This window comes from Massilia sp. NP310, assembly GCF_019443485.1.
GTDB classification, from domain to species: Bacteria; Pseudomonadota; Gammaproteobacteria; order Burkholderiales; family Burkholderiaceae_D; genus Telluria; species Telluria timonae.
This window is the reverse complement of record NZ_CP080379.1, coordinates 802,410-824,587: the sequence shown is the minus strand read 5'-3', so window position 1 is coordinate 824,587 and position 22,178 is coordinate 802,410. Positions and strand designations below refer to the sequence as shown.

At 66.6% G+C, this 22,178-nt stretch carries 19 protein-coding genes and 2 tRNA genes; 6 read left to right on the top strand and 15 right to left on the bottom strand.

Annotation, left to right across the window (positions count from 1 at the left end):
- Window position 1: 1 nt before the first annotated feature.
- Window positions 2-1,399 (bottom strand): amino acid permease, encoded by a 1,398-nt coding sequence (locus tag KY496_RS03795; protein ID WP_273163547.1) that lies wholly within the window; start codon window positions 1,397-1,399, stop codon window positions 2-4.
- Window positions 1,400-1,772: 373 nt separating this feature from the next.
- Here KY496_RS03795 and KY496_RS03790 point away from each other — a divergent pair, with 373 nt between their 5' ends.
- Window positions 1,773-3,782, top strand: a complete 2,010-nt coding sequence (locus KY496_RS03790) for a GGDEF domain-containing protein (protein WP_229520409.1) — start codon at window positions 1,773-1,775, stop codon at window positions 3,780-3,782.
- On the opposite strand, the gene KY496_RS03785 is transcribed toward KY496_RS03790, so the two are convergent.
- On the bottom strand, window positions 3,779-5,773 hold the full coding sequence (locus tag KY496_RS03785; protein WP_219863944.1) for an MHYT domain-containing protein: 1,995 nt from the start codon (window positions 5,771-5,773) through the stop codon (window positions 3,779-3,781). The two genes, KY496_RS03790 and KY496_RS03785, sit on opposite strands and share 4 nt — an antisense overlap.
- Before the next feature lie 143 nt (window positions 5,774-5,916).
- On the opposite strand from KY496_RS03785, the gene KY496_RS03780 reads away from it, so the two are divergent.
- On the top strand, window positions 5,917-6,546 hold the full coding sequence (locus KY496_RS03780) for a class I SAM-dependent methyltransferase (protein WP_219863942.1): 630 nt from the start codon (window positions 5,917-5,919) through the stop codon (window positions 6,544-6,546).
- A gap of 91 nt (window positions 6,547-6,637) precedes the next feature.
- Here the strand turns inward: KY496_RS03780 and KY496_RS03775 are convergent, their stop codons facing one another.
- From KY496_RS03775 to KY496_RS03745, 7 genes are all read right to left on the bottom strand, one after another.
- Window positions 6,638-7,084, bottom strand: a complete 447-nt coding sequence (locus KY496_RS03775; protein WP_005670356.1) for an STY0301 family protein — start codon at window positions 7,082-7,084, stop codon at window positions 6,638-6,640.
- A 12-nt stretch (window positions 7,085-7,096) separates the two neighbouring features.
- The gene (locus KY496_RS27415) at window positions 7,097-7,534 is read right to left on the bottom strand and encodes a BPSL0067 family protein (RefSeq protein ID WP_081589991.1); all 438 of its coding nucleotides are present in this window, start codon (window positions 7,532-7,534) and stop codon (window positions 7,097-7,099) included.
- Window positions 7,535-8,014: 480 nt separating this feature from the next.
- Window positions 8,015-8,089, bottom strand: a tRNA-Val gene (locus KY496_RS03765).
- Window positions 8,090-8,252: 163 nt separating this feature from the next.
- Window positions 8,253-8,327: transfer RNA gene (locus KY496_RS03760), tRNA-Val, on the bottom strand.
- Between the two features lie 37 nt (window positions 8,328-8,364).
- A complete protein-coding gene (dnaQ, locus tag KY496_RS03755; protein WP_005670354.1) occupies window positions 8,365-9,072 on the bottom strand; it encodes a DNA polymerase III subunit epsilon in 708 nt (235 codons plus the stop codon).
- Window positions 9,073-9,145: 73 nt separating this feature from the next.
- Window positions 9,146-9,616 carry a ribonuclease HI gene (rnhA, locus tag KY496_RS03750; protein ID WP_219863940.1) on the bottom strand — a complete coding sequence of 157 codons (471 nt, stop codon included), beginning with the start codon at window positions 9,614-9,616 and terminating at the stop codon, window positions 9,146-9,148.
- A complete protein-coding gene (locus tag KY496_RS03745; protein WP_219863938.1) occupies window positions 9,613-10,383 on the bottom strand; it encodes a class I SAM-dependent methyltransferase in 771 nt (256 codons plus the stop codon). The genes rnhA and KY496_RS03745 overlap by 4 nt, the downstream gene beginning before the upstream one ends.
- A 26-nt stretch (window positions 10,384-10,409) precedes the next feature.
- Between KY496_RS03745 and gloB the strand changes: the two genes are divergently transcribed.
- Window positions 10,410-11,210: a hydroxyacylglutathione hydrolase gene (gene gloB / locus KY496_RS03740; protein ID WP_005670348.1), complete on the top strand. Its 801-nt coding sequence runs from the start codon at window positions 10,410-10,412 to the stop codon at window positions 11,208-11,210.
- Window positions 11,211-11,259: 49 nt separating this feature from the next.
- Here gloB and aceB read toward each other — a convergent pair whose 3' ends face one another.
- Window positions 11,260-12,849: a malate synthase A gene (gene aceB, locus KY496_RS03735; RefSeq protein WP_219863936.1), complete on the bottom strand. Its 1,590-nt coding sequence runs from the start codon at window positions 12,847-12,849 to the stop codon at window positions 11,260-11,262.
- Between the two features lie 171 nt (window positions 12,850-13,020).
- Between aceB and KY496_RS03730 the strand changes: the two genes are divergently transcribed.
- Window positions 13,021-13,926 carry a LysR family transcriptional regulator gene (locus KY496_RS03730; protein WP_005670344.1) on the top strand — a complete coding sequence of 302 codons (906 nt, stop codon included), beginning with the start codon at window positions 13,021-13,023 and terminating at the stop codon, window positions 13,924-13,926.
- 111 nt (window positions 13,927-14,037) lie between these two features.
- On the opposite strand, the gene KY496_RS03725 is transcribed toward KY496_RS03730, so the two are convergent.
- The 4 genes from KY496_RS03725 to KY496_RS03710 all read right to left on the bottom strand — a co-directional run bounded on the left by KY496_RS03725 (window position 14,038) and on the right by KY496_RS03710 (window position 17,402).
- A complete protein-coding gene (locus KY496_RS03725) occupies window positions 14,038-14,241 on the bottom strand; it encodes a cold-shock protein (RefSeq protein ID WP_005670341.1) in 204 nt (67 codons plus the stop codon).
- 342 nt (window positions 14,242-14,583) lie between these two features.
- The gene (locus KY496_RS03720; RefSeq protein ID WP_005670338.1) at window positions 14,584-14,955 is read right to left on the bottom strand and encodes an Hpt domain-containing protein; all 372 of its coding nucleotides are present in this window, start codon (window positions 14,953-14,955) and stop codon (window positions 14,584-14,586) included.
- A 9-nt stretch (window positions 14,956-14,964) separates the two neighbouring features.
- On the bottom strand, window positions 14,965-15,615 hold the full coding sequence (gene upp, locus KY496_RS03715; RefSeq protein WP_005670336.1) for a uracil phosphoribosyltransferase: 651 nt from the start codon (window positions 15,613-15,615) through the stop codon (window positions 14,965-14,967).
- A gap of 95 nt (window positions 15,616-15,710) precedes the next feature.
- Entirely contained in the window at window positions 15,711-17,402 is a 1,692-nt protein-coding gene (locus tag KY496_RS03710; protein ID WP_219863934.1) for an isovaleryl-CoA dehydrogenase, read from the bottom strand.
- 348 nt (window positions 17,403-17,750) lie between these two features.
- Here KY496_RS03710 and KY496_RS03705 point away from each other — a divergent pair, with 348 nt between their 5' ends.
- On the top strand, window positions 17,751-19,502 hold the full coding sequence (locus KY496_RS03705) for a bifunctional diguanylate cyclase/phosphodiesterase (RefSeq protein WP_143054593.1): 1,752 nt from the start codon (window positions 17,751-17,753) through the stop codon (window positions 19,500-19,502).
- Complete coding sequence (locus KY496_RS03700) at window positions 19,499-21,016, top strand: HDOD domain-containing protein (RefSeq protein ID WP_219863932.1); 1,518 nt, start codon at window positions 19,499-19,501, stop codon at window positions 21,014-21,016. Before KY496_RS03705 ends, KY496_RS03700 begins: the two co-directional genes overlap by 4 nt.
- 54 nt (window positions 21,017-21,070) lie before the next feature.
- Here the strand turns inward: KY496_RS03700 and aroC are convergent, their stop codons facing one another.
- Window positions 21,071-22,165 (bottom strand): chorismate synthase, encoded by a 1,095-nt coding sequence (aroC, locus tag KY496_RS03695; protein WP_005670328.1) that lies wholly within the window; start codon window positions 22,163-22,165, stop codon window positions 21,071-21,073.
- Between the last annotated feature and the right edge of the window lie 13 nt (window positions 22,166-22,178).

Below are 22,178 nucleotides of genomic sequence, written 5' to 3'. Positions count from 1 at the left end.
ATTACTGCGGCTTGTTCAGCAGCGAGCGCTGGCGCGCATAACCGAAGTAGACGGCGGCGCCGATCGCCAGCCAGATGGCGAACGCCAGCCAGGTATGCCAGCTCAGGAAGGACATCAAGACCAGGCAGAACACGATCGCCAGGCCCGGGATCACCGGCACGCCAGGGCAGCGGAACGCGCGCGGCAGGTCCGGACGCTTCTTGCGCAGCACGATCACGGCGATCGAGACCAGGGTGAAGGCGGCCAGGGTGCCGATGTTCACCAGCTCGGCCAGCACGTTCAGCGGCACCACGGCGGCGATCAGGCCGAAGATGATGCCCACCAGCCAGGTGGCGAAGAACGGGGTCCCGTATTTCGGATGCACGGTCGACAGTTTCGACGGCAGCAGGCCGTCGCGCGACATGGCGAACAGGATGCGGGTCTGGCCATAGGCCATCACCAGGATCACGGTGCTCATGCCCAGGATGGCGGCCAGGTCGACGAAGCCGGCGATCCAGTTCTCGCCCGCCACCTGCAGCGCCAGCGAGACCGGGTGGTCGACGCCCTTGAAGTCCAGGTGCGGCACGATGCCGGTCATGATCGCGGCGACCACGACGTACAGGATGGTGCAGACCACCAGTGAACCGATGATGCCGATTGGCAGGTCACGCTTCGGGTTCTTGACTTCCTCGGCGGCCGAGGTGACGGCGTCGAAGCCGATGAAGGCGAAGAACACCAGCGCGGCGGCGCTCATCACGCCACCCATGCCGTAGGGCATGAACGGCTCCCAGTTCTCCGGACGGACATGGCCGACGCCGACGGCGATGAACAGCAGCACGACGCCGGTCTTGATGATGACCATGACGTTGTTGACGCGCGCCGATTCGCGCATGCCCAGCGACAGCATCGCGGTCAGCGCGATCATGATCAGGAAAGCCGGAAGGTTGAACAGGGTGTCGACGCCGGGGCGGGCGCCCGGGGCGGCGGTCAGCGCGTCCGGCAGCACCAGGCCGAAGCCCGACATCAGCGACTGAAAATAACCGGACCAGCCAACCGCGACGGTCGAGGTGGCCAGGCCGTACTCGAGCAGCAGGTCCCAGCCGATCATCCAGGCGACGAATTCGCCCAGGGTGGCGTAACTATAGGTATAGATCGAGCCGGCAACCGGCACGGTCGAGGCGAACTCGGCGTAGCACAGGGCGGCGAAGCAGCAGGCCATGGCGGCCACGATGAAGGAGATGGTCAGCGCGGGGCCGGCGGTGACGGCGCCCGTGCCGGTGAGCACGAAAATACCGGTGCCGACGATGGCGCCAATACCGAGCAGGATCAGGTCGGTCGGGCCGAGCACCTTTTTGAGTCCGCCCGGCTTGGCGCTGGCCGCCAGCATGGCATCCAGATTCTTGGTTCTAAAAATACTCACTACGTGTTCTCCAATCAAATAGGTGTGTGGTCCCGCGTCTTGTCATTGCGCCGTGCCCGCAGGTCGTGCGGGCACGCTCTCGAGATCCTGCCTGTTGGGCCGGCATGCCTGACTTGAAACCGCTTTTGCTGCACCTGCAAACCGTCAACTTTTTGCAGACGTGCAAATATAACCAGAATGCTGTTGCGAATCAAAGCAATCTGACAAATCTTCTGCAATTTACATGCCGGCAGGGAATTTCTGCTTCTTGAACACAGCCGTTGCGTAAACATCGCAGCCCGGGTCCCTGTGCTTGATTTCCTCAAATCAACATTCGATAATGGGCTGACCCGTCCCGCCCCGCCCTCGCTGCCACGCCCTCGATCCCGCCACCATGACTCTTCCCAATGGACGCCCGTCCCGATTCACGCTGGCGCTCGCGAGTGGCGCACTGCTGGCCATGCTCGCCGGGCCGGCGCCGGCGGCATTGCAGCCGCATGCGCGGCTGGACGAGATCGCGGCCATGGCCGAGCACGATAATGCGCAGGCACGCGCCATCCTGGTGCAGGAAGGCCCGAAACTGATCGCCGGCGCACCCTACGCGGTGCGCATCCATTACCTGCGCCTGTTGCGACGGATGCAGGCCGATGCCGGGAACTTCCGCGACGCCTTCGAAACCAACGAGCTTATCATCGGCCTGGCCGAGGCCGAACGCGATCCGCTCAATCTCGCGCTGGCCAGCCTGGCGCGGGTGCTGCGCCTGATCGAGAACAACGATCCGGCCGCGGCCCTCGGCCAGCTCGAGGCCCTTGACGCACGCTACCGCAAGCTGGGCAGTCTCGAATTCAGCGCCAGCTCCGAAGGGCTGCACGGCATGGCCTACAGCGCGCTCGGCCAGCACGACCGCGCGTTGCGCCACTTCCTGCGCGCGCTCGACATGGTGCGGCGCCATCCGGACCTGTGGAGCCCGCGCGATGCCGACATCCGGCTGGCGCTGGCGCGCATGTACGTCAACGCGCGCGATCCGGTTCGGGCGCTCGAGACACTGCGCGAGATCCGCGCCGGCGCGACCCGGCTGCCGCCGCGCACCGCTGCCGCCGTTCACTTTTTCGAGGGTCGGGCCCTGGTGGTGCAGGACGAGCTCGAGGCCGCCCAGCAAGCCTTCGGGCGCGCGCTCGAGCTGGCCCATGCCCACCAGTTGATCGCGCTCGAAGCGAATGTGCTGGGCAATATCGCCGGCGCCCACCTGAAAGCAGGCCGCTACCAGCAAGCCGAGGAAGCGGCGCGCGCCGCCCTGGTCCCGGCCGAGCGCAGCGAAGACCGGATCAGCCTGCAGATGGCGAAGGCCAACCTCGGCTTCGCCCTGTTCGGCCAGGGCCGCCAGCGCGAAGGCTTGCAGCAGGTCGACGCGGTGATCGCCGCGATGCGCAAGGCCGGCGCCATGTCGACCGTCGGCCGCTTGCTGGCCGAGAAGAGCCAGGCGCTGGAAACCGCCGGACGCTTCCGCGAAGCCCTGGCCACGACGCGCGAACGCGAAGCCGTGATCCAGGAACTGGCGCTCGATGAACGCAACAAGGCGATCTCAGCGCTGCAAGAACAGTTCAAGGCGCGCGAGCGCGCCGCCCAGATCGCCGCCCTGCGCCAGGAGAACGCCGTCAAGGATGCCGAGCAGCGCCACCGCAGCCTGCTCCAGACCGCCGCGTCGCTGGGGGCGTCGCTGGCATTGTTCCTGTGCGCCGGCGTGCTGTGGATGTACCGCAAATCGGTGCTCACCGGCCGCCGCCTTTCCGAACTGAACGACGAGCTGGCCTACCGCTCGGCCCACGATCCGCTCACCGGTCTGTTCAACCGGCGCTCCTTCCTCGACCGCATGCGCAGCCGCACCGGCGAAGCGCCGCCGCGCCTGGACTCGGCCGACTGCTTCACCCTGCTCGACATCGACCACTTCAAGCGCATCAACGACGAGCATGGCCACGCGGCAGGCGACGCGGTGCTGGTCGAAGTCGGCAAACGCCTGCGCGCCGCGATGCGCGAATCGGACATGGTGCTGCGCTGGGGCGGAGAAGAATTCCTGGTGTATTCGCAGGGCGTGACCCAGGAGCAGCGCCCGCTGCTGGTCAAGCGCATCCTGGACGCGATTGCCGCCACGCCGATCATGCTGGAAGACGGCAGCGCGCTCCGGGTCAGCGCCACCGCCGGCGCGGTGTCGCTGCCGTTCGCGCCGGATGGCGAGCGGGCCGGCGCGCAAGCCGCGGTCCAGCCCGACTGGGAGCAGGCGATCGCGCTGGCCGACCGCGCGCTGTACAAGGGCAAGGAGGCGGGCCGCAACCGCGGCTATCTGGTGGCCGGCCTGCGCCGTCCGGAAGGCGGCCTGGAGCTCGACCTGGTGCTGCCGGGCGTTTAAAGCGACCGCAGCAGGTTGCGGCGGGCGACGATCGCCGCAACCGTCTGCAGCAAGGTCGCCGGGGCCACCGGCTTGGCCAGGTAGTCGTCGAATCCCGCTTCCAGCGCGCGCTGCTGGTCTTCGCGCCGCGAGAACGCGGTCAGGGCGATGGCCGGCACGCCCGCGATCTCGCGCTCCGGCAGCGAGCGGATGCGGCGGATCATCTCGAAACCATCCACCAGCGGCATGCCGATGTCGCTGATGACGAGGTCGGGCCGGCGCGCCTCGACCAGGCGCAGCGCCTCGCGCGCGCCGGTGGCGGTCAGGATCGTGGCGTCGCTGGCGGCCAGCACCTGCTGCACCAGTTCCAGCGAACCGAGTTCGTCGTCGATCACCAGCACCGTCATGCCGGCCAGCTCGGGCGGCGTCAGCGGCAGGCCGGCGAGGGGCTCCAGCCGCGCCGCCGGCGCCGCGCCGGGCGCGGCCAGCGGCAGGTGCAGGGTGAAGGTGGCGCCCTGCCCTTCGCCGCGGCTGGCCACGCTGATCGCGCCGCCCTGCAGCTCGACCAGCTGGCGCGCGATCGCCAGGCCCAGCCCCAGGCCGCCGTGACGCCGCGCCGACGAGGAATCGGCCTGGCGGAAGCGATCGAACACATAGGGCAGGAATTCGGGCGCGATGCCGGCGCCGGTGTCGGCCACGTCGATCGCCACCGCGCGCTCGTCGCCTTCGCCGTCCATCCGCAGCGTGACCGTCACCACGCCGCCCGGCTCGGTGAACTTGATGGCGTTCGACAGCAGGTTCGATATCACCTGCTGCATGCGCGCCAGGTCGCCGCGCACCGGGCGGGCGCCGTGGTCGATGCTGGCGTTCAGGGCGATGCTGCGCGCCAGCGCCGCCGGACGCGCGGTCTCGAGCGCCGCGTTGACGAAATCCTGGGGCTGGATCGGGGCCGCGTCGATCCGCACCTTGCCGGCCAGCAGGCGGCTCATGTCGAGCATGTCTTCGATCAGCTGCGACTGGGCGCGCGCGTTGCGCTCGATGGTTTCCAGGCCGCGGCGCAGCATGGCGCCGTCGCGGTGGCCCTGCAACAGCAGTTGCGACCAGCCGAGCATGGCGTTGAGCGGCGTGCGCAGCTCGTGCGACAGGGTGGCGAGGAACTCGTCCTTCATCTGGCTGACGTGCTCGGCCTCGACGCGGGCGCGCTGCTCGTCGAGATACAGTTGCTGGCGCTCGGCCGCCGCCTGCAGCGATTCGGCGATCGTGCGGTTGCGCGCATCCAGACGCGCGTCGAAGATGGTGGCCAGCAGCGCGATGCTGAGCAGGGCCACGGTGGCCACCGTGACCAGGGCCGCCAGGTGATCCTGGTCGACGCCGCCGAGCGCGGCGCGGCACACGCTGCCGGCCTCGAAGTGGGCGGCGGCCATGCCCGTATAGTGCATGCCGGAGATCGCGCCGCCCATGATGACACTGGCCGCGAGCTGCACGGCGCGCCGCGCGCCGCCGCGGCCGTGATCATCCTCGCGCAGGCGCAGGCCGAGCTGCAGCGCCAGCGCCGAGGCGCCAATCGCGATCGCGACCGACAGCGCGAACAGCCAGGGGGTGTAGGTGATGGCGGGGTCCATGCGCATGCCGGCCATGCCGGTGTAGTGCATGGCGTTGATGCCCAGGCCCATCAGGATGGCGCTCCAGACCAGCTGGCGGCGCCGGAATTCGCGGTGCCGCACATGCCACAGCGCCAGGCCGGACGCGACCACCGGCAGCAGCCAGGAGACGAAGGTGATCAGGGGATCGTAGCCGACCGGGATCGGCAGGCGGAAGGCCAGCATGCCGATGAAGTGCATGGCCCAGATGCCGCTGCCCATTGCCAGCGCGCCGCCGGCAATCCAGAAGTATGGCGCGCGGCCCTGGGCCTGGCGCACCCGCATCGCCAGGCTGAGGGCCGTGTACGACGCCAGGATGGCCACCATGATCGACACGACGACCAGCAGCGGCTCGTAATACCCGTTCACCATGCTATCCCGCTCTTTTTGGATTCCTGTTTTATGATCGGCCTGACGGCGCGCCGCATGCCGGCCGGAGCCAGTGTACACGACCTGGCGGTCGATATCGGGTACGCTTGCACGGCCCGTTCAACGCCTCTTCAGAAGGAAATGCCTTGTCCGACGAACCGACGACCGCCGGGCCTGTCGCCCATGAGCGCCGCGCCCTGCTGCACGGCGCCGCCGTGCTGGCCGGCCTGGCGCTGGCCCCGGCCACGATCCGGCCCGCGCTCGCCGAGCGCCCCCTGCCCAAGGTGCCGTATGTGACGACCCTGCAGGACATCGTCGACCGCATGCTGTCGATGGCGAAGGTCGGCCGCGGCGACGTGGTATACGACCTCGGCTGCGGCGACGGCCGCATCGTGATCTCGGCCGCCCGCAAGTATGGCGCGCGCGGCGTCGGCATCGATCTCGATCCCGACCGCATCCGGGAGGCGCATGCCAACGCGCGCGCGGCCGGGGTGCAGGATCGCGTGCGCTTTCGCCAGGCCGACCTGTTCCGCACCGATTTCAGTCCGGCCAGCGTGGTCATGCTGTACCTGCTGTTCGAGGTCAACCTGCGGCTGATGCCGCAGCTATGGCGCCAGTTGCGGGTCGGCGCGCGTGTCGTTTCGCACGATTTTCACATGGGCGCGCAGTGGCCGCCGGAGCAAATCGTGCGCGTGCGCGACAAGACGGTGTATGCGTGGACGATCACCGAGGAGCTCAAGCAGGAGATCGAACAAAAGCGTCGAGCGCAGCCTTGACCAGCGCCAGCCGGCTCGCCACGACTTCACGGCCTTACTGCGGCGATATGTCGGTCGGGCCGCAGCGATGACGAAGACGACGGCCGCACGCCTACTTGCACGAAATGGCCGACATGGCATACGGCGGGTTGGCTTTCGTGTCTGTTTCACGCCGATAGGTAACGGTACATTCCTCTGTCGCGCTCGGCAACTTCTGGGCCAGATATACATTGCCTCCGTACGTACAGACCATCCATTTGTCCAGCTGGCCGGCGACGCCCCCGGTCAGCGAGAACTTGTGCTCCACCGTGTCGCCCTTCTGGATAACATCACCCTTGAGCACGCCTTCCTGCTCCAGTGGCCCAAGGCGGGCGCCTGCACTGTCGAGCTTCAACTTGATGTCCGGCAGGTAGGCTCCAGCCCAGCCAGGGGGGCCTTGGACTTTAATCTGGTCGGACATGACTGCAGGAGGACAGACAATGCGCTGTTCAGCTTTCGCCGAACCACAGGACATGCCCACAGCCACACAGGCTACAACGTATAGCAGGTTCAGGTGCATTGGACTCTCCGGTCAGCGTGCAATGGTGTAAAGGGCTTCGGCATTATTGGAGATATCGGGGAAGTCCCCGTTCGAATACATACCACCCCGCCGATACACCGTACGCCTTGCGATCCTGGGCTTTGCCCGCCACTGATCCATCAGGACTATGCCCATGACACTACAACGACCTGCACTTGTCTTTGCGGCGCAGCTGGTAACCACGCCGTCGTAGAAACCCGCATGCTTGTGGGCGCCAGTGGGATACCTGCCATTCACAAAGGTAGCGACGGCAGTTCCCTGCTCAATATGCCCACCGCGTTCCAGTATGTCGATAACGCGCTCCCCAGGCCTCCAGGTCGATGTATGACCCACGTGCGGAAGAAAGTGTTGGACGAGACGGACACATTCCCCGTTCTCTACTTGATCCTTGCCCTGAAGGTCAGAAACGTTCTGATAAACGTGCGGCATTGAAGTCCCCGACGTCGCAATACGTCGATGCTATCTGCCGACAGGAAACCTACTTTGAGCCAGTCGACGTTGACCTGATTTTGGTGGCGCTGTACCCGCGATCTGTTGATGGCCCCGAGCGCAATACGCTGCAGCTGCTGGATAGAAGTGGCTCGCCCGCCGTCGAGCGCCCGCTGGCGCCTTCGGCGCCGGAGCGCCCCGTTCGACAGCGCTGGGACAACGACCCGGTGCGCGCTGCCTGGGCGTGGATCAAGCCGGGCTGGGCAGCCCTGCGCGTTGGTCGCTCAGGCAGATCGCTCAGTGGCCGAAAGACAGCTCACTGCCAGCAAACTCGCAATACAGGCGCTGCAATGAGGAAGCACATCTGACCGCTGGAACAAGGCCGCGACGGGGGATAGGAAGGTGGACCGGGATTCATGGCAACGGGTACAGCACAAACGCAAAACGCCCGCATGGCGCGGGCGTTTCGAAGAATCCTGTTGGTGGGAAGTGCAAGTTTCGAACTTGCGACCCCTGCAGTGTGAATGCAGTGCTCTACCCCTGAGCTAACCTCCCAACGAGGCCGTATTATGCCATAGAGTCTTGATTATTCCAAATGGCAATCGACCAACTTATTTGTACCGATGCCGTGATCTCGAAAGAAACACGGCCAGGCAGCGGTACCTGCCACGCTCGCGGAAAACAAAAGGCCAGCATTGCTGCTGGCCCTTGCGAATTCTGGTGGGAAGTGCAAGTTTCGAACTTGCGACCCCTGCAGTGTGAATGCAGTGCTCTACCCCTGAGCTAACCTCCCGAAGCGAGGCGTATTATGGCACAGAATCACTGTCTCGTCACCCCTGCGGAGAATAATTCCTCCACACGCAGCTGCCTTTCACGTTCTTGTCGAGGCCGACCAGCACGTCGTCGTGCGCCGCGAGTTCGTCGGCGCTGGCCGCGACCACGATGATCTCGCCCAGCGGCACCACTTCGAGCGCGTCGCCGGCGTTCGCGCTTTCGACTTCGACGTCCATCGTCAGCGAGTTCTGGCCGCGGGTCATCGCCAGGTAGACGTCGGCCAGCAGCTCCGAGTCGAGCAGCGCGCCGTGCAGCTTGCGGTGCGCGTTCGAGATCTCGTAGCGGTCGCACAGCGCGTCCAGCGAATTGCGCTTGCCCGGATGGAGTTCCTTGGCGTGCACCAGGGTGTCGATCACGCCGCTGCAGTGTTCGACGAACGGCGGGAGGCCGATGCGGGTGAATTCGTGGTTCAGGAAGCCCAGGTCGAACGGCGCGTTGTGGATGATGACCTCGGCGCCCTGCACGAACTCGCGCAATTCTTCGGCGATCTCATGGAACTTCGGCTTGTCGCTCAAGAACTCGGTGGTCAAACCGTGGACGGCGAGCGCCGCCTCGTCCGACTCGCGTTCGGGATTGATATAGCGATGAAAATTATTGCCGGTGAGCTTGCGGTTGAAGATTTCGACGCAGCCGACCTCGATGACGCGGTCGCCCGTGCGAGGATTCAGGCCGGTGGTTTCAGTGTCGAGGACGATCTGGCGCATGATGTTCTACTTAATGAAATGAAGCGGACCGAAGTATAACAAAGCCCGCCCTTGCCTTCCGGCGATGAAAGGCTCAGCGCCGCACCGAGGCGGCGCCGCGATTGGCCAGCACGTCGGCCCGCTCGTTGCCCGGGTGGCCGTTGTGGCCGCGCACCCAGCGCCATTCGACGGCGTGCTGCTGCTGCGCCTGGTCGAGCGCCTTCCACAAGTCGTCGTTCTTGACCGGTTCCTTGGCCGCCGTCTTCCAGCCGCGCGCCTTCCAGCCGTGGATCCATTCCGAGATCCCCTTCTGCACGTACTGGCTGTCGGTGTGCAGCACGACCTTGCACGGACGGTTCAGGACGCCCAGCGCCTCGATCACGGCGCGCAATTCCATGCGGTTATTGGTAGTGTTCGGCTCGCCGCCGAAGATTTCCTTCTCGTGGCCGTTCGAGACCAGGAGCGCGCCCCAGCCGCCCGTGCCCGGATTGCCCTTGCAGGCGCCGTCGGTGTAGATCTCGACCTGGGTCGGGGTTGCTGCCGTCGTGTTTTGTTGTTCGCTCATTCCCTGTTCGCGGCCGGCACTGCCGCCGGGCGCTTGCTCGCTTTCTTGTTCCATGCGGGACCGATGATGTGCATGCCCTTGACCCGCTTGATCGCATGCACCACGTAGACCGCGCCGAGATACGGCCACCAGCGTGCGCCCGCCGATTCCATCATCGCGAAGCGGCTGAGCCAGTGGGCCGTGCGGCACGGCGGGGCGTAGCAGCCAAAATGGCTGCGGGTCACGCCCAGGTTCAGCAATTTTAGCCAGTCTTTGAGGCGCGGCAAAGAAATGAATTCGCCGGACTCGGGCAGGTAGTCGCTCTGCGTGACGCGCCGGAAGCCCTGGCGCATGCCCCACAGGCTGGCCGGGTTGAAGCCGCAGATGATCACCTGCCCCTCCGGAATCAAGACCCGCTCGACTTCGCGCAAGACCTGGTGCGGCTCGAGCGCGAACTCCAGCACGTGCGGCAACACCACCAGATCGATGCTGCTGGTGGCGAACGGCAGCTCCTCGAAGTCGACCGCGACCGCGATCTGCTTGCCGCCCGCGGCGAACGCGAGTTCGTCCGCATGCGCCGTGCGCGTGGCCGCCTGCCATTTATTGGGCATGCGGCTGGCCGCCAGCGCATCGAGCTGGGGCACGCCGATCTGCAGCGCGTTGAAGCCGAAGATATCCACCGTGAGCTCGTCCAGGCAAGCCTGCTCGAACGCGCGCACGTAGGCGCCCGCCGGCGATTGCAGCCAGTTGTCGAGCGCTATAATGGATTTTTCGGATGCGCTATCCATGCCACCTCTTTGACCCACGGTTCACCATGACGACTCTTCCCCGCACACACCTGGCGGTATTGACGCTTCCTGCCTTTAAAGACAATTATCTCTGGCTCATTCACGACGGCAGCAACGCGGCCATCGTCGACCCTGGCGAGGCCGGACCGGTCAAGGCCGCCCTGGCCGCGCACAAGCTGCGCCTGACCGCCATTTTACTCACCCATCATCATGCTGACCATATCGGGGGTGTGCCGGGCTTGCTCGAGGAGTGGGACGTGCCCGTGTTCGGACCGCGGGACGACGGCATCGCGCTCGTGACGCATCCGCTCGGCGAGGGTGAACGCATCGCGGTGCCGGGGCTGGATCTTGCCCTCGACGTGCTGGACGTGCCGGGCCATACGCTGGGCCACATCGCCTACGTGCGGCGCGACGAAGACGCACCTTGGCTGTTCTGCGGCGACACGCTGTTCGGCGCGGGCTGCGGGCGGCTGTTCGAAGGCACGCCGCGCCAGATGATGGAGTCGCTCGAGAAATTCACGACGCTACCGGACGAGACGCTGGTGTATTGCGCGCACGAATATACGCTGTCGAACCTGCGCTTCGCCCAGGCGGTCGAGCCGGGCAATGCCGCGCTCGATGCGCGCGTGCTGGCCGATGGCGCCCGGCGCGAGGCCGGCCAGCCGACGATCCCGTCGACGATCGCGATCGAGAAGGCGACCAATCCCTTCCTGCGCTATCGGCTGCCGCGCATCGCGCACAGCCTGGTCGACGCCGGCCGCCTGCAGCCGGCGGCGACGCCGGTCGACACTTTCGCGGCGCTGCGCGAATGGAAGAATACGTTCTGAGCGAGGCCGCCCCGACGCGTGGACGGCCAGGGCCGCCCACGCGGATGCATCAGATCTCTTCGTACAGCGGCAGGGTCAGGAACTCGGCGAATTCGTCCGAAGTCGACATCTGTTCGAAGATCACCGCCGCGCGCTCGTAGCTCGCATGCGTGCCGTCGGCCGCCACGACCTTCACCTTGTCCAGTTCCTCGGGAATCATCGCCCGCACCATGTCCGTCGTGACCTTGCGGCCATCGTCCAGCACACCCTTCGGCGAACGGATCCACTGCCACACCTGCGAGCGACTGATCTCAGCCGTCGCCGCGTCTTCCATCAGGTTGTGGATCGGCACGCAGCCATTGCCGGCCAACCAGGCGCCCAGGTAGTGGATGCCGACATTGATGTTGTAGCGCAGGCCGGCTTCGGTGATCGGCGTCTCGGGCTGGAAATCGAGCAATTGCGCGGCTGTCACCTCGACATCCGGACGCTGCTTCTCGAACTGGTTGGGCCTGTCGCCCAGCACCTTGGTGAACTCTTCCATCGCCAGCCCGACCAGGCCCGGGTGCGCGACCCAGCCACCGTCATAGCCATCCGTGGCATCGCGCGCCTTGTCGGTGCGCACGCCGCCCATCGCGATCTCGTTTTTCTCGGGATCGTTTTTGATCGGAATCAGGGCCGACATGCCGCCGATGGCCGGCGCGCCGCGCCGGTGGCAGGTCTTGAGCAGCAGGAGCGCATAGGCGCGCATGAACGGCGCCGTCATCGTCACCTTGGCGCGGTCGGCCAGGCAGAAGTCGCGGTCATGCTTGAACTTCTTGATGCACGAGAAGATGTAATCCCAGCGGCCGGCGTTCAGGCCGGCGCTGTGCTCGCGCAACTCGTACAGGATCTCGTCCATCTCGAAGGCGGCCAGAATGGTCTCGATCAGGACCGTGGCCTTGATCGTGCCCTGCGCCAGGCCCAGCGCGTCCTGGGTCATCACGAACACGTCGTTCCACAGGCGCGCTTCGAGGTGCGATTCCAGCTTCGGCAGGTAGAAATACGGACCGGCCCCGCGCGCCAGCAATTCCTTCGCGTTGTGGAACATGAACAGCGCGAAATCGACAATGCCGCCCGAGACGCGCTCGCCGTCGACCAGCACGTGCTTTTCGTCCAGGTGCCAGCCGCGCGGACGCACGATCAGGGTCGCCACCTTGTCATTGAGCCGGTAGGACTTGCCGTTCTGCTCCAGCGAAATGGTTTTGCGGACAGCATCGAACAGGTTGACCTGGCCCTGGATCTGGTTGTCCCAGTTCGGCGTGTTCGAATCCTCGAAGTCGGTCATATAGCTGTCGGCGCCCGAATTGAGGGCGTTGATGACCATCTTGCGCTCGACCGGGCCGGTGATTTCGACGCGCCGGCAAGCCAGCGCAGGCGGGATCGGCGCGATCCGCCAGTCGCCGTCGCGGATATGGGCGGTCTCGGATAAAAAGTCCGGACGTTCGCCGGCGTCGAGCCGGCGCGCCCGCTCTGCGCGTGCGGCCAGCAATTCCTGGCGGCGCGGGGCGAAGGCGCGCGCCAGCCGGACCACGAGTTCGAGGGCTTCGGGGACCAGGATGTTTTCGTAGCCGGGCTTGATTTCGCCCGTGATCTGCATGCCGGCGGGGATGGTGAGGGACATAGGGCCTCCTGAGTTTGATGAACAATGCATGCGACGCCGCGCCCGCCACGGGCGCTTCTTGGCGTTTGTCTTTGCATCAAGTATATTCACCTGAATAGCGCTAAACCATACAAATTCTCACAGCATCCGTGTGTTTTTGTATCAAATAAGAGGCGGGAACGGGTAAAGAACATGGGCAAATTCACCCAGATGGCGACCTTCGTCGAGGTCGTCGCGCGCGGCAGCCTGTCCGCCGCGGCGCGCGCCGAGGGCATCGCCCCGGCCATGATCGGCCGCCGCCTCGACGCGCTCGAGGCCCGGCTCGGGGTCAAGCTGCTGCAGCGCACGACGCGGCGCCTGGTCCTGACCGACGAAGGCAGCGCCTTCCTCGAGGATTGCCAGCGCATCCTGGCCGAGGTGGGCGACGCCGAGTCGGCCATTTCGGAGCACAGCATGCGCGCCTCGGGCCACCTGACGGTGTCGGCGCCGGCCGGCTTCGGGCGCCAGCACGTGGCGCCGCTGCTGCCCTCGTTCCTGGCCGAACACCGCGACGTCAGCATCAACCTGAACCTGTCCGACCGCGTGGTCGACCTGGTGGCCGAAGGCGTGGACGTGGCCATCCGCATCGCCAGCCTCGACGACTCGAACCTGGTCGGCGTCAAGCTGGCCGACAACCGGCGCGTGGTGGTGGCCTCCCCGGCCTATCTCAAGCGCCACGGCTGGCCGCGCCAACTGGCCGACCTGGCGCGCCACAACTGCCTGCCGATCAGCAGCGAAGGCAGCCAGCGCGGCTGGACCTTCATCGACGACGGCAAGCCGGTGACCCTGAAAGTGGGCGGCAATATGGTGTGCAACGACGGCGCCGTGCTGCATGCCTGGGCGCTGGCCGGCAAGGGCCTGGCCTGGCGTTCGATGTGGGAAGTGGGCGGCCAGATCGCGAGCGGCGAACTGGTGACCGTGCTGGACGACTTCGCCGCGCCCGGCAACGACGTCCATGCCGTGTTCGCCCAGCGTCGCCACCTGCCGCTGCGGATCCGCGCCTTCGTGGATTTCCTGCGCCGCAGCTACGCCGCGCCGGATTACTGGCGCCATTCCTGAGGCCGCCGCTACCGCCCGGGCCAGGGAAGGCCGGAGGAAGATTCGAGGAGTACAGGCAAAAAAAATCCCCGGCAATTCCGGGGATTTTTATCTCGTAAAGCCCTTGGGCTATTACAGAGGCTGGATGTTCGAGGCTTGCTTGCCCTTCGGACCGGTGGTCACGTCGAACGAAACGCGCTGGTTCTCCTGCAGCGACTTGAAGCCGGTGCTCTGGATAGCCGAGAAGTGCGCGAACAGATCTTCGCCGCCTTCATCAGGGGTGATGAAGCCGAAGCCCTTCGAGTCATTGAACCATTTAACGATGCCAGTTGCCATTACAATTTCCTATTTCGGTTAGTTGGGCTTGCGCCCGTTTCAGATCGTTTGAAGAAGCAAGAAAGAAATGACAGACAGACTGCACTACTACCTCGAACCCAACGATCCCGTATTATACCGAATAAAACCGGCGCGCACCCTCTTCGTTAAATAAAAAAACCGCCTGGCTGCAACGATTCTAAAATTCAATAAATAGGAGAGCGCGCGTTTTTATCCCGTACGAGGGAAAATATAGGCGTAAGACCCGACCAAATGTTTGCGATGAATCAAATTCCGCTCTGCCGCGAGTTTGCGCATGCCGCTTGCGTAGCGCCGCGCGCGAGTGAGCGACCTGGCGAGCGCTCAGCCAAGGGATTTTGGGTCGCGATGCGCGACGCGGACGTATTCGTCGAGTTCCGCGCGCCAGGCTTGCCACTCCGTGGCGGCCACCACATCGAAAGCGCGCAACACCCTTAGCCGCTGTTCCAGCAGGCGCGCATGGTGGCCCAGGCCGCGAAAGCCGAAGGTGGCCGCCGAGCCGGCCAGCGTGTGCAGCATGGCCTGCACTTCGCCGGCCGCCGGCGCGACGTCGAAGCCCGGCTCGCCGGCGCGCTCCAGTTGCTGCGACAGCGCCGCCAGGCGCTCCATGGTCGACGGCAGCCGCGCCGCGAACTTCTCGTTGAGTTCGGCGAGGCGCGCGAAGAACTGCTGGTCGGCCGGCTGCACGGTTGCCATGGGCGACGCTTACTTGGTGCCGAAGATGCGGTCGCCCGCATCGCCCAGGCCCGGGATGATGTAGGCATCCTCGTCCAGGTGCGAGTCGAGCGAAGCGACGAACAGCTTGACGTTCGGATGCGCGTCCTGGAATACCTGCACGCCTTCCGGCGCCGCCACCAGGGCCAGGAACAGGATCTGCTCGTCCGGCACGCCGCGCTTCTTGAGCACGTCGATCGCGTGCACCGCCGAGTTACCCGTGGCAACCATCGGGTCGCACAGGATGAAGGTGCGCTCGGTGGTGTCGGGCAGGCGCACCATGTACTCGACCGGCTCGTGGGTTTCCGGGTCGCGGAACACGCCGATGTGGCCGACGCGCGCCGACGGCACCAGCTCCAGCAGGCCGTCGCTCATGCCGATGCCGGCGCGCAGGATCGGCACCACGGCCAGCTTCTTGCCTGCGATGACCGGCGCATCGATGGTCACCAGCGGGGTCTTGATCGAGCGCGTGGTCAGCGGCAGGTCGCGCGTGATCTCGTATCCCATCAGCAGCGTGATCTCGCGCAGCAGTTCGCGGAAGGTGCGCGTCGAGGTGTCGTGCTCGCGCATATGCGACAGCTTGTGCTGGATCAGCGGGTGGTTCAGGATATAGAGATTCGGGAAGCGCGGGTCTTGTTTCATGGCGGGATTCAATGGATTCTGTGTGAAGCATGCAAGCGCGCATTATCCCAGCCACACGGCCGTTTGTCCCGGCCTGCACGTGAAAAAAATGCATTTCATACCACGAGGGCGCGCGCCAGCATCGCCTCCAGGTCGTTTCCGGCAGGCAACCGGCCGTAGGCCCCGCCCACCGGCTGCAGTATACGCGTGAGCAAGAACGCCTCGCCAACATACGGCGGCGCATGGCGCAGCAGGAGCGCGGCCTGCACCGCCACCACGATCTGCTCGGCCAGCACCCGCGCGCCGGCTTCGTCCGACAGGCGCGCCGCCAGGCCGTCCAGCAGCGCCGCCGCGTGGTCGGCGAAACGCTCGTCCAGCCCCGCCGCCGGCGCCAGCTCGGCCGCCAGCGCCGCGCGCGCCGCGTCCGGCGACTTGCCGAGCGCGCGCAGCAGGTCCAGGCACATCACGTTGCCCGACCCTTCCCAGATCGAATTGACCGGCAGCTCGCGGTACAGGCGCGCCAATGGGCCGTCCTCGACATAGCCGTTGCCGCCCATGACTTCCATCGCCTCGGCGCCGAAGCCGGGGCCGCGCTTGCAGATCCAGTACTTGCCGGCCGCCGTCAGGATGCGGCCCAGCAACGCCTGGGACGGCTCCTGCCCCTCGTCGAAGCAGCGCGCCAGGCGCAGGGCGAAGGCGGTGGCGGCCTCGGATTCGAGCGCCAGGTCGGCCAGCACGTTCTGCATCAGCGGCTGTTCGGCCAGCGGCCGGCCGAAGGCCATGCGCCCGCGCGCATGGTGCAGCGCATGGCACAGGGCGGCGCGCATGATGCCGGCGCTGCCCAGCACGCAATCGAGGCGGGTATGGCTGCCCATCTCGAGGATGGTCGGGATGCCGCGCCCCGGCTCGCCGATCATCCAGCCGAGCGCGCCGCAGAATTCGACCTCGGACGAGGCGTTCGAGCGGTTGCCCAGCTTGTCCTTCAGGCGCTGCACCCGCACCGCGTTGCGCCGGCCGTCGGCGAGAAAGCGCGGCACCAGGAAGCAGCTCAGGGCGCCCGCGCCCGGGTCTTCAGCCGACTCGTCGCAGCGCGCCAGCACCAGGTGGGCGTCGGCCTGCGGCACCGAATAGAACCATTTGTGGCCGACGATGCGCCAGGCGCCTTCGCCCGCAGGTCCTTCGTCGCGCAGCTCGTCCGCCCCCAGCGGCGTGGCGCGCGTGGTGTTGGCGCGCACGTCCGAACCGCCCTGCTTCTCGGTCATGCCCATGCCGACCAGGGCGCCGCGCTTCTGCGCCACCGGCAAGGGCCGGGGATCGTAGTCGCGCGACAGGATCCTGGGCAGCCACACCTGCGCCAGCCCTGGCGCGCGCCGCAGCGCCGGCACCGCCGCATAGGTCATCGTCACCGGGCACTGGGCGCCGTTCTCGGCCTGGCCGAACAGCAGGTATTGCGCCGCCCGCGCCACCTGGGCGCCGGGGCGCGGATCGCTCCAGGGCGCGCTGTGGGCGCCGGCGCCGATCATCAGGCTCATCAGGGCATGCCAGGCGGGGTGGAATTCGGGCTCGTCGATGCGGCGCCCGGCGCGGTCGAAGCTCGCCAGCAGCGGGCCATGGGCGTTGGCAAGGCGCGCCAGCTCCTGGACCTCGGCGCTGCCGAGCCGCTGTCCGAGCGCCTCGAGCTGCGGCGCCGCCCAGCCGCCGCCCTCGCGCAGCAGCGCCTCTTGCAGCGCCGGATCGCAGGCATACAGATTGATGCCGCAGAACGCGGGCGCCTGGTTTTCGACCTCGTGGGTGGCGAACCTGTCCATCATCCCTCCTGTGCGCACATCTGCTCGTTGTCAAAGTTGCGGTAAAATGTTGCATTGCGGCATCATAATTGCACGTTATTATGTCGTTACAATCAAGAATAAGCGACAATACATCGTGAGAACCTTGATCCTCCAACAAGCAGGTTAGCGCCAACATGCTTGCCGGGCAAGCAGGCCGCTCAGACCCGATAAGGATGAAATCACCGCATGACTTGTGCTTTCTAATGCTTTGCGGAATTTTTCAGTGATAGAGTCATCCCTGATTTGGTAGACTTGCACGGATTCACATGTGACATCGGCATGACGTGCACGTGCCGCAACGATAAAGCAAGAAAGCTCCTGGACAACATGCACACCAGTTCCTCCGCCGTGCCCCCGCCCCAGCCGGCCGCTCATGTGCACACCGCGGCGCTGCCCGCGGCGCTGCTCGACGGCTTGCTGGAGACGGCCGGCGACGCCGTGTTCCGCGTCGCGCCCGATGGCGCGATCCACGCGGCCGGCACGCGCGCGAAGCAGCTGTCGGGCTTCGAAGCCGGCTGTTCGCTGCTGTCGCTGGCGCACGAGATCGACCAGCCGGCGCTGCGCAATGCGCTGGCCGGCGCCGCCGCGGGCTTTGATGCGGTGCTGGTCGAGACCCGCTTCCGCTCGGGCGAGCGCGACATCTGGTTCGAACTCAGGATCGCGCGCCTGGCGACCGGCGACGCCGCCCCGCTGCTGGTGATCGGCCGCGACATGTCGGTCCAGCATGCGACCGAAGAACGCCTGCGCCACATGGCGACCCACGACGCCCTGACCGAACTGCCCAACCGGGTGCTGCTGTCGGACCGGATCCGGATGGTGATCGCCAACGCGCGCCGCTCGGGCCACGGCTTCTCGGTCGCCGCCATTGGCCTGGACGGTTTTAAAAAGGTCAACGACGGCCTGGGCCACCCGCTGGGCGACACCGTGCTGCAGATGGCGGCCGCGCGCCTGCGCCGCACCCTGCGCGACAGCGACACCCTGGCCCGGGTCGGCGGCGACGAATTCGTGGCGGTGCTGCCGGGGACCTTCACCGAGCCGCAGATCAAGCTCGTCACGGGACGCCTGATGGCGACCCTGCAGTCGCCGTTCGAGGCCGGCGGCCACACGATCTACCTGGGCGCCTCGATCGGCGTGGCGGTCTACCCGGACCACGCCGAAGACGAGGTGCGCCTGGTGACATTGGCCGACGCCGCCCTGTCGCGCGCCAAGGAAACCGGCAAGGGCCGCGCCGTGGTCTACAGCCCCGGCGACCAGGGCCCGCCGCAGCACGACATCTCGCTCGAGGCGGCCATGTTCAACGCGGTGCGCGAGGGCGAGTTCCTGCTGTATTACCAGCCGATCGTGAACGCCAAGAGCCGCATCATCGAGGGCTTCGAGACCCTGATGCGCTGGAAGCACCCGACCCTCGGCATGGTGCCGCCGGTGCGCTTCATCCCGATCGCCGAGAACAACGGCCTGATCAACCTGCTCGGGGCCTGGGCCCTGAAGGCGGCCTGCATGCAGATCCGCCAGTTCCAGGAAGTGGCCGGGCGCGAGCTGTACATCTCGGTGAACATCAGCCCGCGCCAGTTCCGCAGCGACCGCTTCCTGACGGTGCTGGACGACGCCCTGGCGCTGTCCGGCCTCGACGGCCGCCAGCTGGTGCTCGAGATCACCGAAGGCACCCTGATGGTCGACCCCGCGCACGCCGAGGACATCCTGGCGCGCATGGTGGAGCGCCATGCGCGCATCGCGATCGACGATTTCGGCACCGGCTATTCGTCGCTGGCCTACCTCAAGCGCTTCCCGATCTCGGTGCTCAAGATCGACCGCGCCTTCGTGAAGGACCTGCCGGCGTCGAACAAGGACGCCGCCATCTGCAACGCGATACTCGACCTGGCCGGCCACCTCTCCCTGTCGGTGGTGGCCGAAGGCGTCGAAACCCAGGAGCAGCTGGCCTGGCTCGACGACCAGGGCTGCCATTACGTCCAGGGCTACCTGACGGGCAAGCCGATGCCGGCCAACGTGGCCGTCACGGCGCTCAAGGAAAATCTCTATACCGCTCTTCTGCCGGCCGACCACCGGACAGGAAAATCATGACCACACAAGCCAGCATCACGGCCACTGCGCCGGCCACCAGCCCGCACTCGGCGAAGTCGCAAGCCACCCTCGCCCTGCTGTGGGAGCGCATCCGGCGCCAGGGCGACATGCCGGGCTTTACCAAGGCCATCAGCGCCATCCTGGCCTCGATGCGCGGCGAGGACGAGCGCGACTTCTCGATGACGCAGACGGTGCTGTCCGACCCGGTGCTGACCCAGAAGGTGCTGCGCCTGGCCAACAGCAGCATGTATGCGGCCTTCGGCCAGCACGTCAACACCATCTCCAAGGCGGTGCTGGTGCTGGGCACCGAGTCGATCGGCCACCTGGCGCTCGGCCTCAAGCTGATCGAGGAGCTGAGCCGCAGCAGCCCGGACACCGAGGCCGCCCACGTCGAGATGGAAAAGGCGGTGCTGGCCGGGATGGTGGCGCAGCAACTGGCGGCCGACGCCCGCTCGCGCGACCCGGAAGAAGCCGTGGTGTGCTCGATCCTGCACTCGCTGGGCCGCATGATGCTGACCTTCTACATGCCGGAGCGCTGGACCAGGATGCGTGAAGCGGCCGGCGAAGGCCGCGAAGAGAACGCCGCCCGGGAAGTGCTCGGCCTGTCGCTGGAAGAAGTCGGCCGCGCCACCGCCGCCCATTGGGGCCTGCCGCGCAACCTGGTGGCCGGCATGCGCCGGGTCGAGCCGGGCGAGCGCTTCGAAGGCTTCGCCCACGAGGACTGGCTGGCCGCGCTGGGCAGCATGTCGACCCAGGCCGCCGACGCCCTGTGGGCCGACGACGCGGCCGGCGCCGAAAAGGTCGCGCAACTGGCCGAGCGCTTCGCCCCGATGCTGGGCCTGCCGGCGAGCGGCATCCTGGCCTCGATCGACAAGGCCAAGGTGGAAGCCGCGTCCGACCTGTCGATCGCGCCGCTGGCCAAGCCGGCCGAAAAACGCGCGCAACAGGCCGCGGCCACCAGGAAGCGCATTGCCGGCAACAAGGTCCTGATGAGCGGCGTGGCCGACATGCGCGACGCCGGCGCCACCGCCACCGCCGGCCAGATGATCTCGATGGCCCTCGAGACGATGCACGAGGGCCTGTCGTTCACGCGCTCATTCGCTTTTCTTCGCAACCGGCGCGAAGGCCGCTACTCGGCGCGCCTGGGGCTGGGCGAGGACGTCAAGGCGATGCTGCCGAAACTGGCGTTCGACGACGTCTACGAGCCGAACGTGTTCCACGCCGCGCTGGGGAGCGACCGCGTGATCTTCATCGAGAACGCGCACGACACCAAGTTCGCGACCAAGCTGCCGGGCTGGTGGAAAGGCACGCTGGCCGAGGCGCGCTGCTTCGTGATCATTCCCCTGTCGGCCCACGGGCAGCCGGCGGGCTTCATCTATGGCGACTGGGACGGCACCTTCCCGCAGGTGATCCTGAGCCAGACCGAGTTCTCGCTGCTGAACGACCTGCGCGCGCTGGTGGTGCGCACGGTCGAGCGGCGGCATCAGATGGAAGCGATCGTCACCCGCGTCTGACGCGGCCGCGCGACATGGCGGGGTTGGACGGCGCAGCCGACCAACCCACCCCGCTCATGTCAATTTTGGCGTGGCGACCTGCACGTCGCCGCACTGCGCCCGGTTCATCAGCGCGTGGTCGATCAGCACCAGCGCCAGCATCGCTTCCGCGATCGGCGTCGCGCGGATGCCCACGCAGGGGTCGTGGCGGCCGAAGGTCTCGACCGTCGCCGGATTGCCGGCCTTGTCGATCGAGCGGCGCGGCACCCGGATCGAGGACGTCGGCTTGATCGCCAGCGACGCCGTGATGTCCTGGCCGGTCGAGATCCCGCCCAGCACGCCGCCCGCGTGGTTGCCGACGAAGCCCTCGAGGGTCAGCTCGTCGCCATGCTCCGAGCCGCGCTGCGCCACCGAGGCGAAGCCGGCGCCGATTTCCACGCCCTTGACCGCGTTAATCCCCATCATCGCATACGCGATGTCGGCATCGAGCTTGTCGTAGATCGGCTGGCCCAGGCCCACCGGCACCCTGGTGGCCACCACGTCGATGCGCGCGCCGATCGAGTCGCCGTCGCGGCGCAGCTGGTCCATCGCATCCTCCATGCGCTGCAGCAGGGCCGCGTCGCCGGTGGCGGCGAAGAAGGGATTGGCGTGCACGTGTTCCCACCCCTCGAACGGCACGGCGATATCGCCGAGTGCGCGCATGTATCCCATGACTTCGGTGCCGTACTTCTCGCGCAGCCACTTCTTGGCCACGGCGCCGGCGCCGACCACCGGCGCGGTCAGGCGCGCCGACGAACGGCCGCCGCCACGCGGGTCGCGCACGCCGTATTTATGCCAGTAGGTGTAGTCGGCATGGCCGGGGCGGAAGCTTTCGGCGATATTGCCGTAGTCCTTGCTGCGCTGGTCTTCATTGCGGATCAGGAGCGCGATCGGCGTGCCGGTGGTGACGCCCTGGTAGACCCCGGACAGGATCTCGACCCGGTCCGCCTCCTGGCGCTGGGTGACGTGGCGCGAGGTGCCGGGCTTGCGGCGGTCGAGCTCCGGTTGGATGTCGGCCTCGCTCAGGGTCATGCCGGGCGGGCAGCCGTCGATGACGCAGCCGATCGCGGGACCATGCGATTCGCCGAAGGTGGTGACGGAAAACAGCTTGCCAAATGTATTGCCGGACATGGTAATGATGAGT

Bases quoted from the DNA above. Each gene is read 5' to 3' on its own strand.
- KY496_RS03775 (WP_005670356.1), bottom strand. From the start codon at position 7,084: ATGCACCTGAACCTGCTATACGTTGTAGCCTGTGTGGCTGTGGGCATG.
- dnaQ (WP_005670354.1), bottom strand. From the start codon at position 9,072: ATGCGCCAGATCGTCCTCGACACTGAAACCACCGGCCTGAATCCTCGC.
- aceB (WP_219863936.1), bottom strand. From the start codon at position 12,849: ATGTCCCTCACCATCCCCGCCGGCATGCAGATCACGGGCGAAATCAAG.
- KY496_RS03725 (WP_005670341.1), bottom strand. From the start codon at position 14,241: ATGGCAACTGGCATCGTTAAATGGTTCAATGACTCGAAGGGCTTCGGC.
- KY496_RS03705 (WP_143054593.1), top strand. From the start codon at position 17,751: ATGCACACCAGTTCCTCCGCCGTGCCCCCGCCCCAGCCGGCCGCTCAT.
- KY496_RS03745 (WP_219863938.1), bottom strand. From the start codon at position 10,383: ATGGATAGCGCATCCGAAAAATCCATTATAGCGCTCGACAACTGGCTG.
- gloB (WP_005670348.1), top strand. From the start codon at position 10,410: ATGACGACTCTTCCCCGCACACACCTGGCGGTATTGACGCTTCCTGCC.
- KY496_RS03790 (WP_229520409.1), top strand. From the start codon at position 1,773: ATGACTCTTCCCAATGGACGCCCGTCCCGATTCACGCTGGCGCTCGCG.
- upp (WP_005670336.1), bottom strand. From the start codon at position 15,615: ATGAAACAAGACCCGCGCTTCCCGAATCTCTATATCCTGAACCACCCG.
- KY496_RS27415 (WP_081589991.1), bottom strand. From the start codon at position 7,534: ATGCCGCACGTTTATCAGAACGTTTCTGACCTTCAGGGCAAGGATCAA.
- KY496_RS03720 (WP_005670338.1), bottom strand. From the start codon at position 14,955: ATGGCAACCGTGCAGCCGGCCGACCAGCAGTTCTTCGCGCGCCTCGCC.
- KY496_RS03785 (WP_219863944.1), bottom strand. From the start codon at position 5,773: ATGGTGAACGGGTATTACGAGCCGCTGCTGGTCGTCGTGTCGATCATG.
- KY496_RS03710 (WP_219863934.1), bottom strand. From the start codon at position 17,402: ATGGACAGGTTCGCCACCCACGAGGTCGAAAACCAGGCGCCCGCGTTC.
- rnhA (WP_219863940.1), bottom strand. From the start codon at position 9,616: ATGAGCGAACAACAAAACACGACGGCAGCAACCCCGACCCAGGTCGAG.
- KY496_RS03700 (WP_219863932.1), top strand. From the start codon at position 19,499: ATGACCACACAAGCCAGCATCACGGCCACTGCGCCGGCCACCAGCCCG.
- aroC (WP_005670328.1), bottom strand. From the start codon at position 22,165: ATGTCCGGCAATACATTTGGCAAGCTGTTTTCCGTCACCACCTTCGGC.
- KY496_RS03730 (WP_005670344.1), top strand. From the start codon at position 13,021: ATGGGCAAATTCACCCAGATGGCGACCTTCGTCGAGGTCGTCGCGCGC.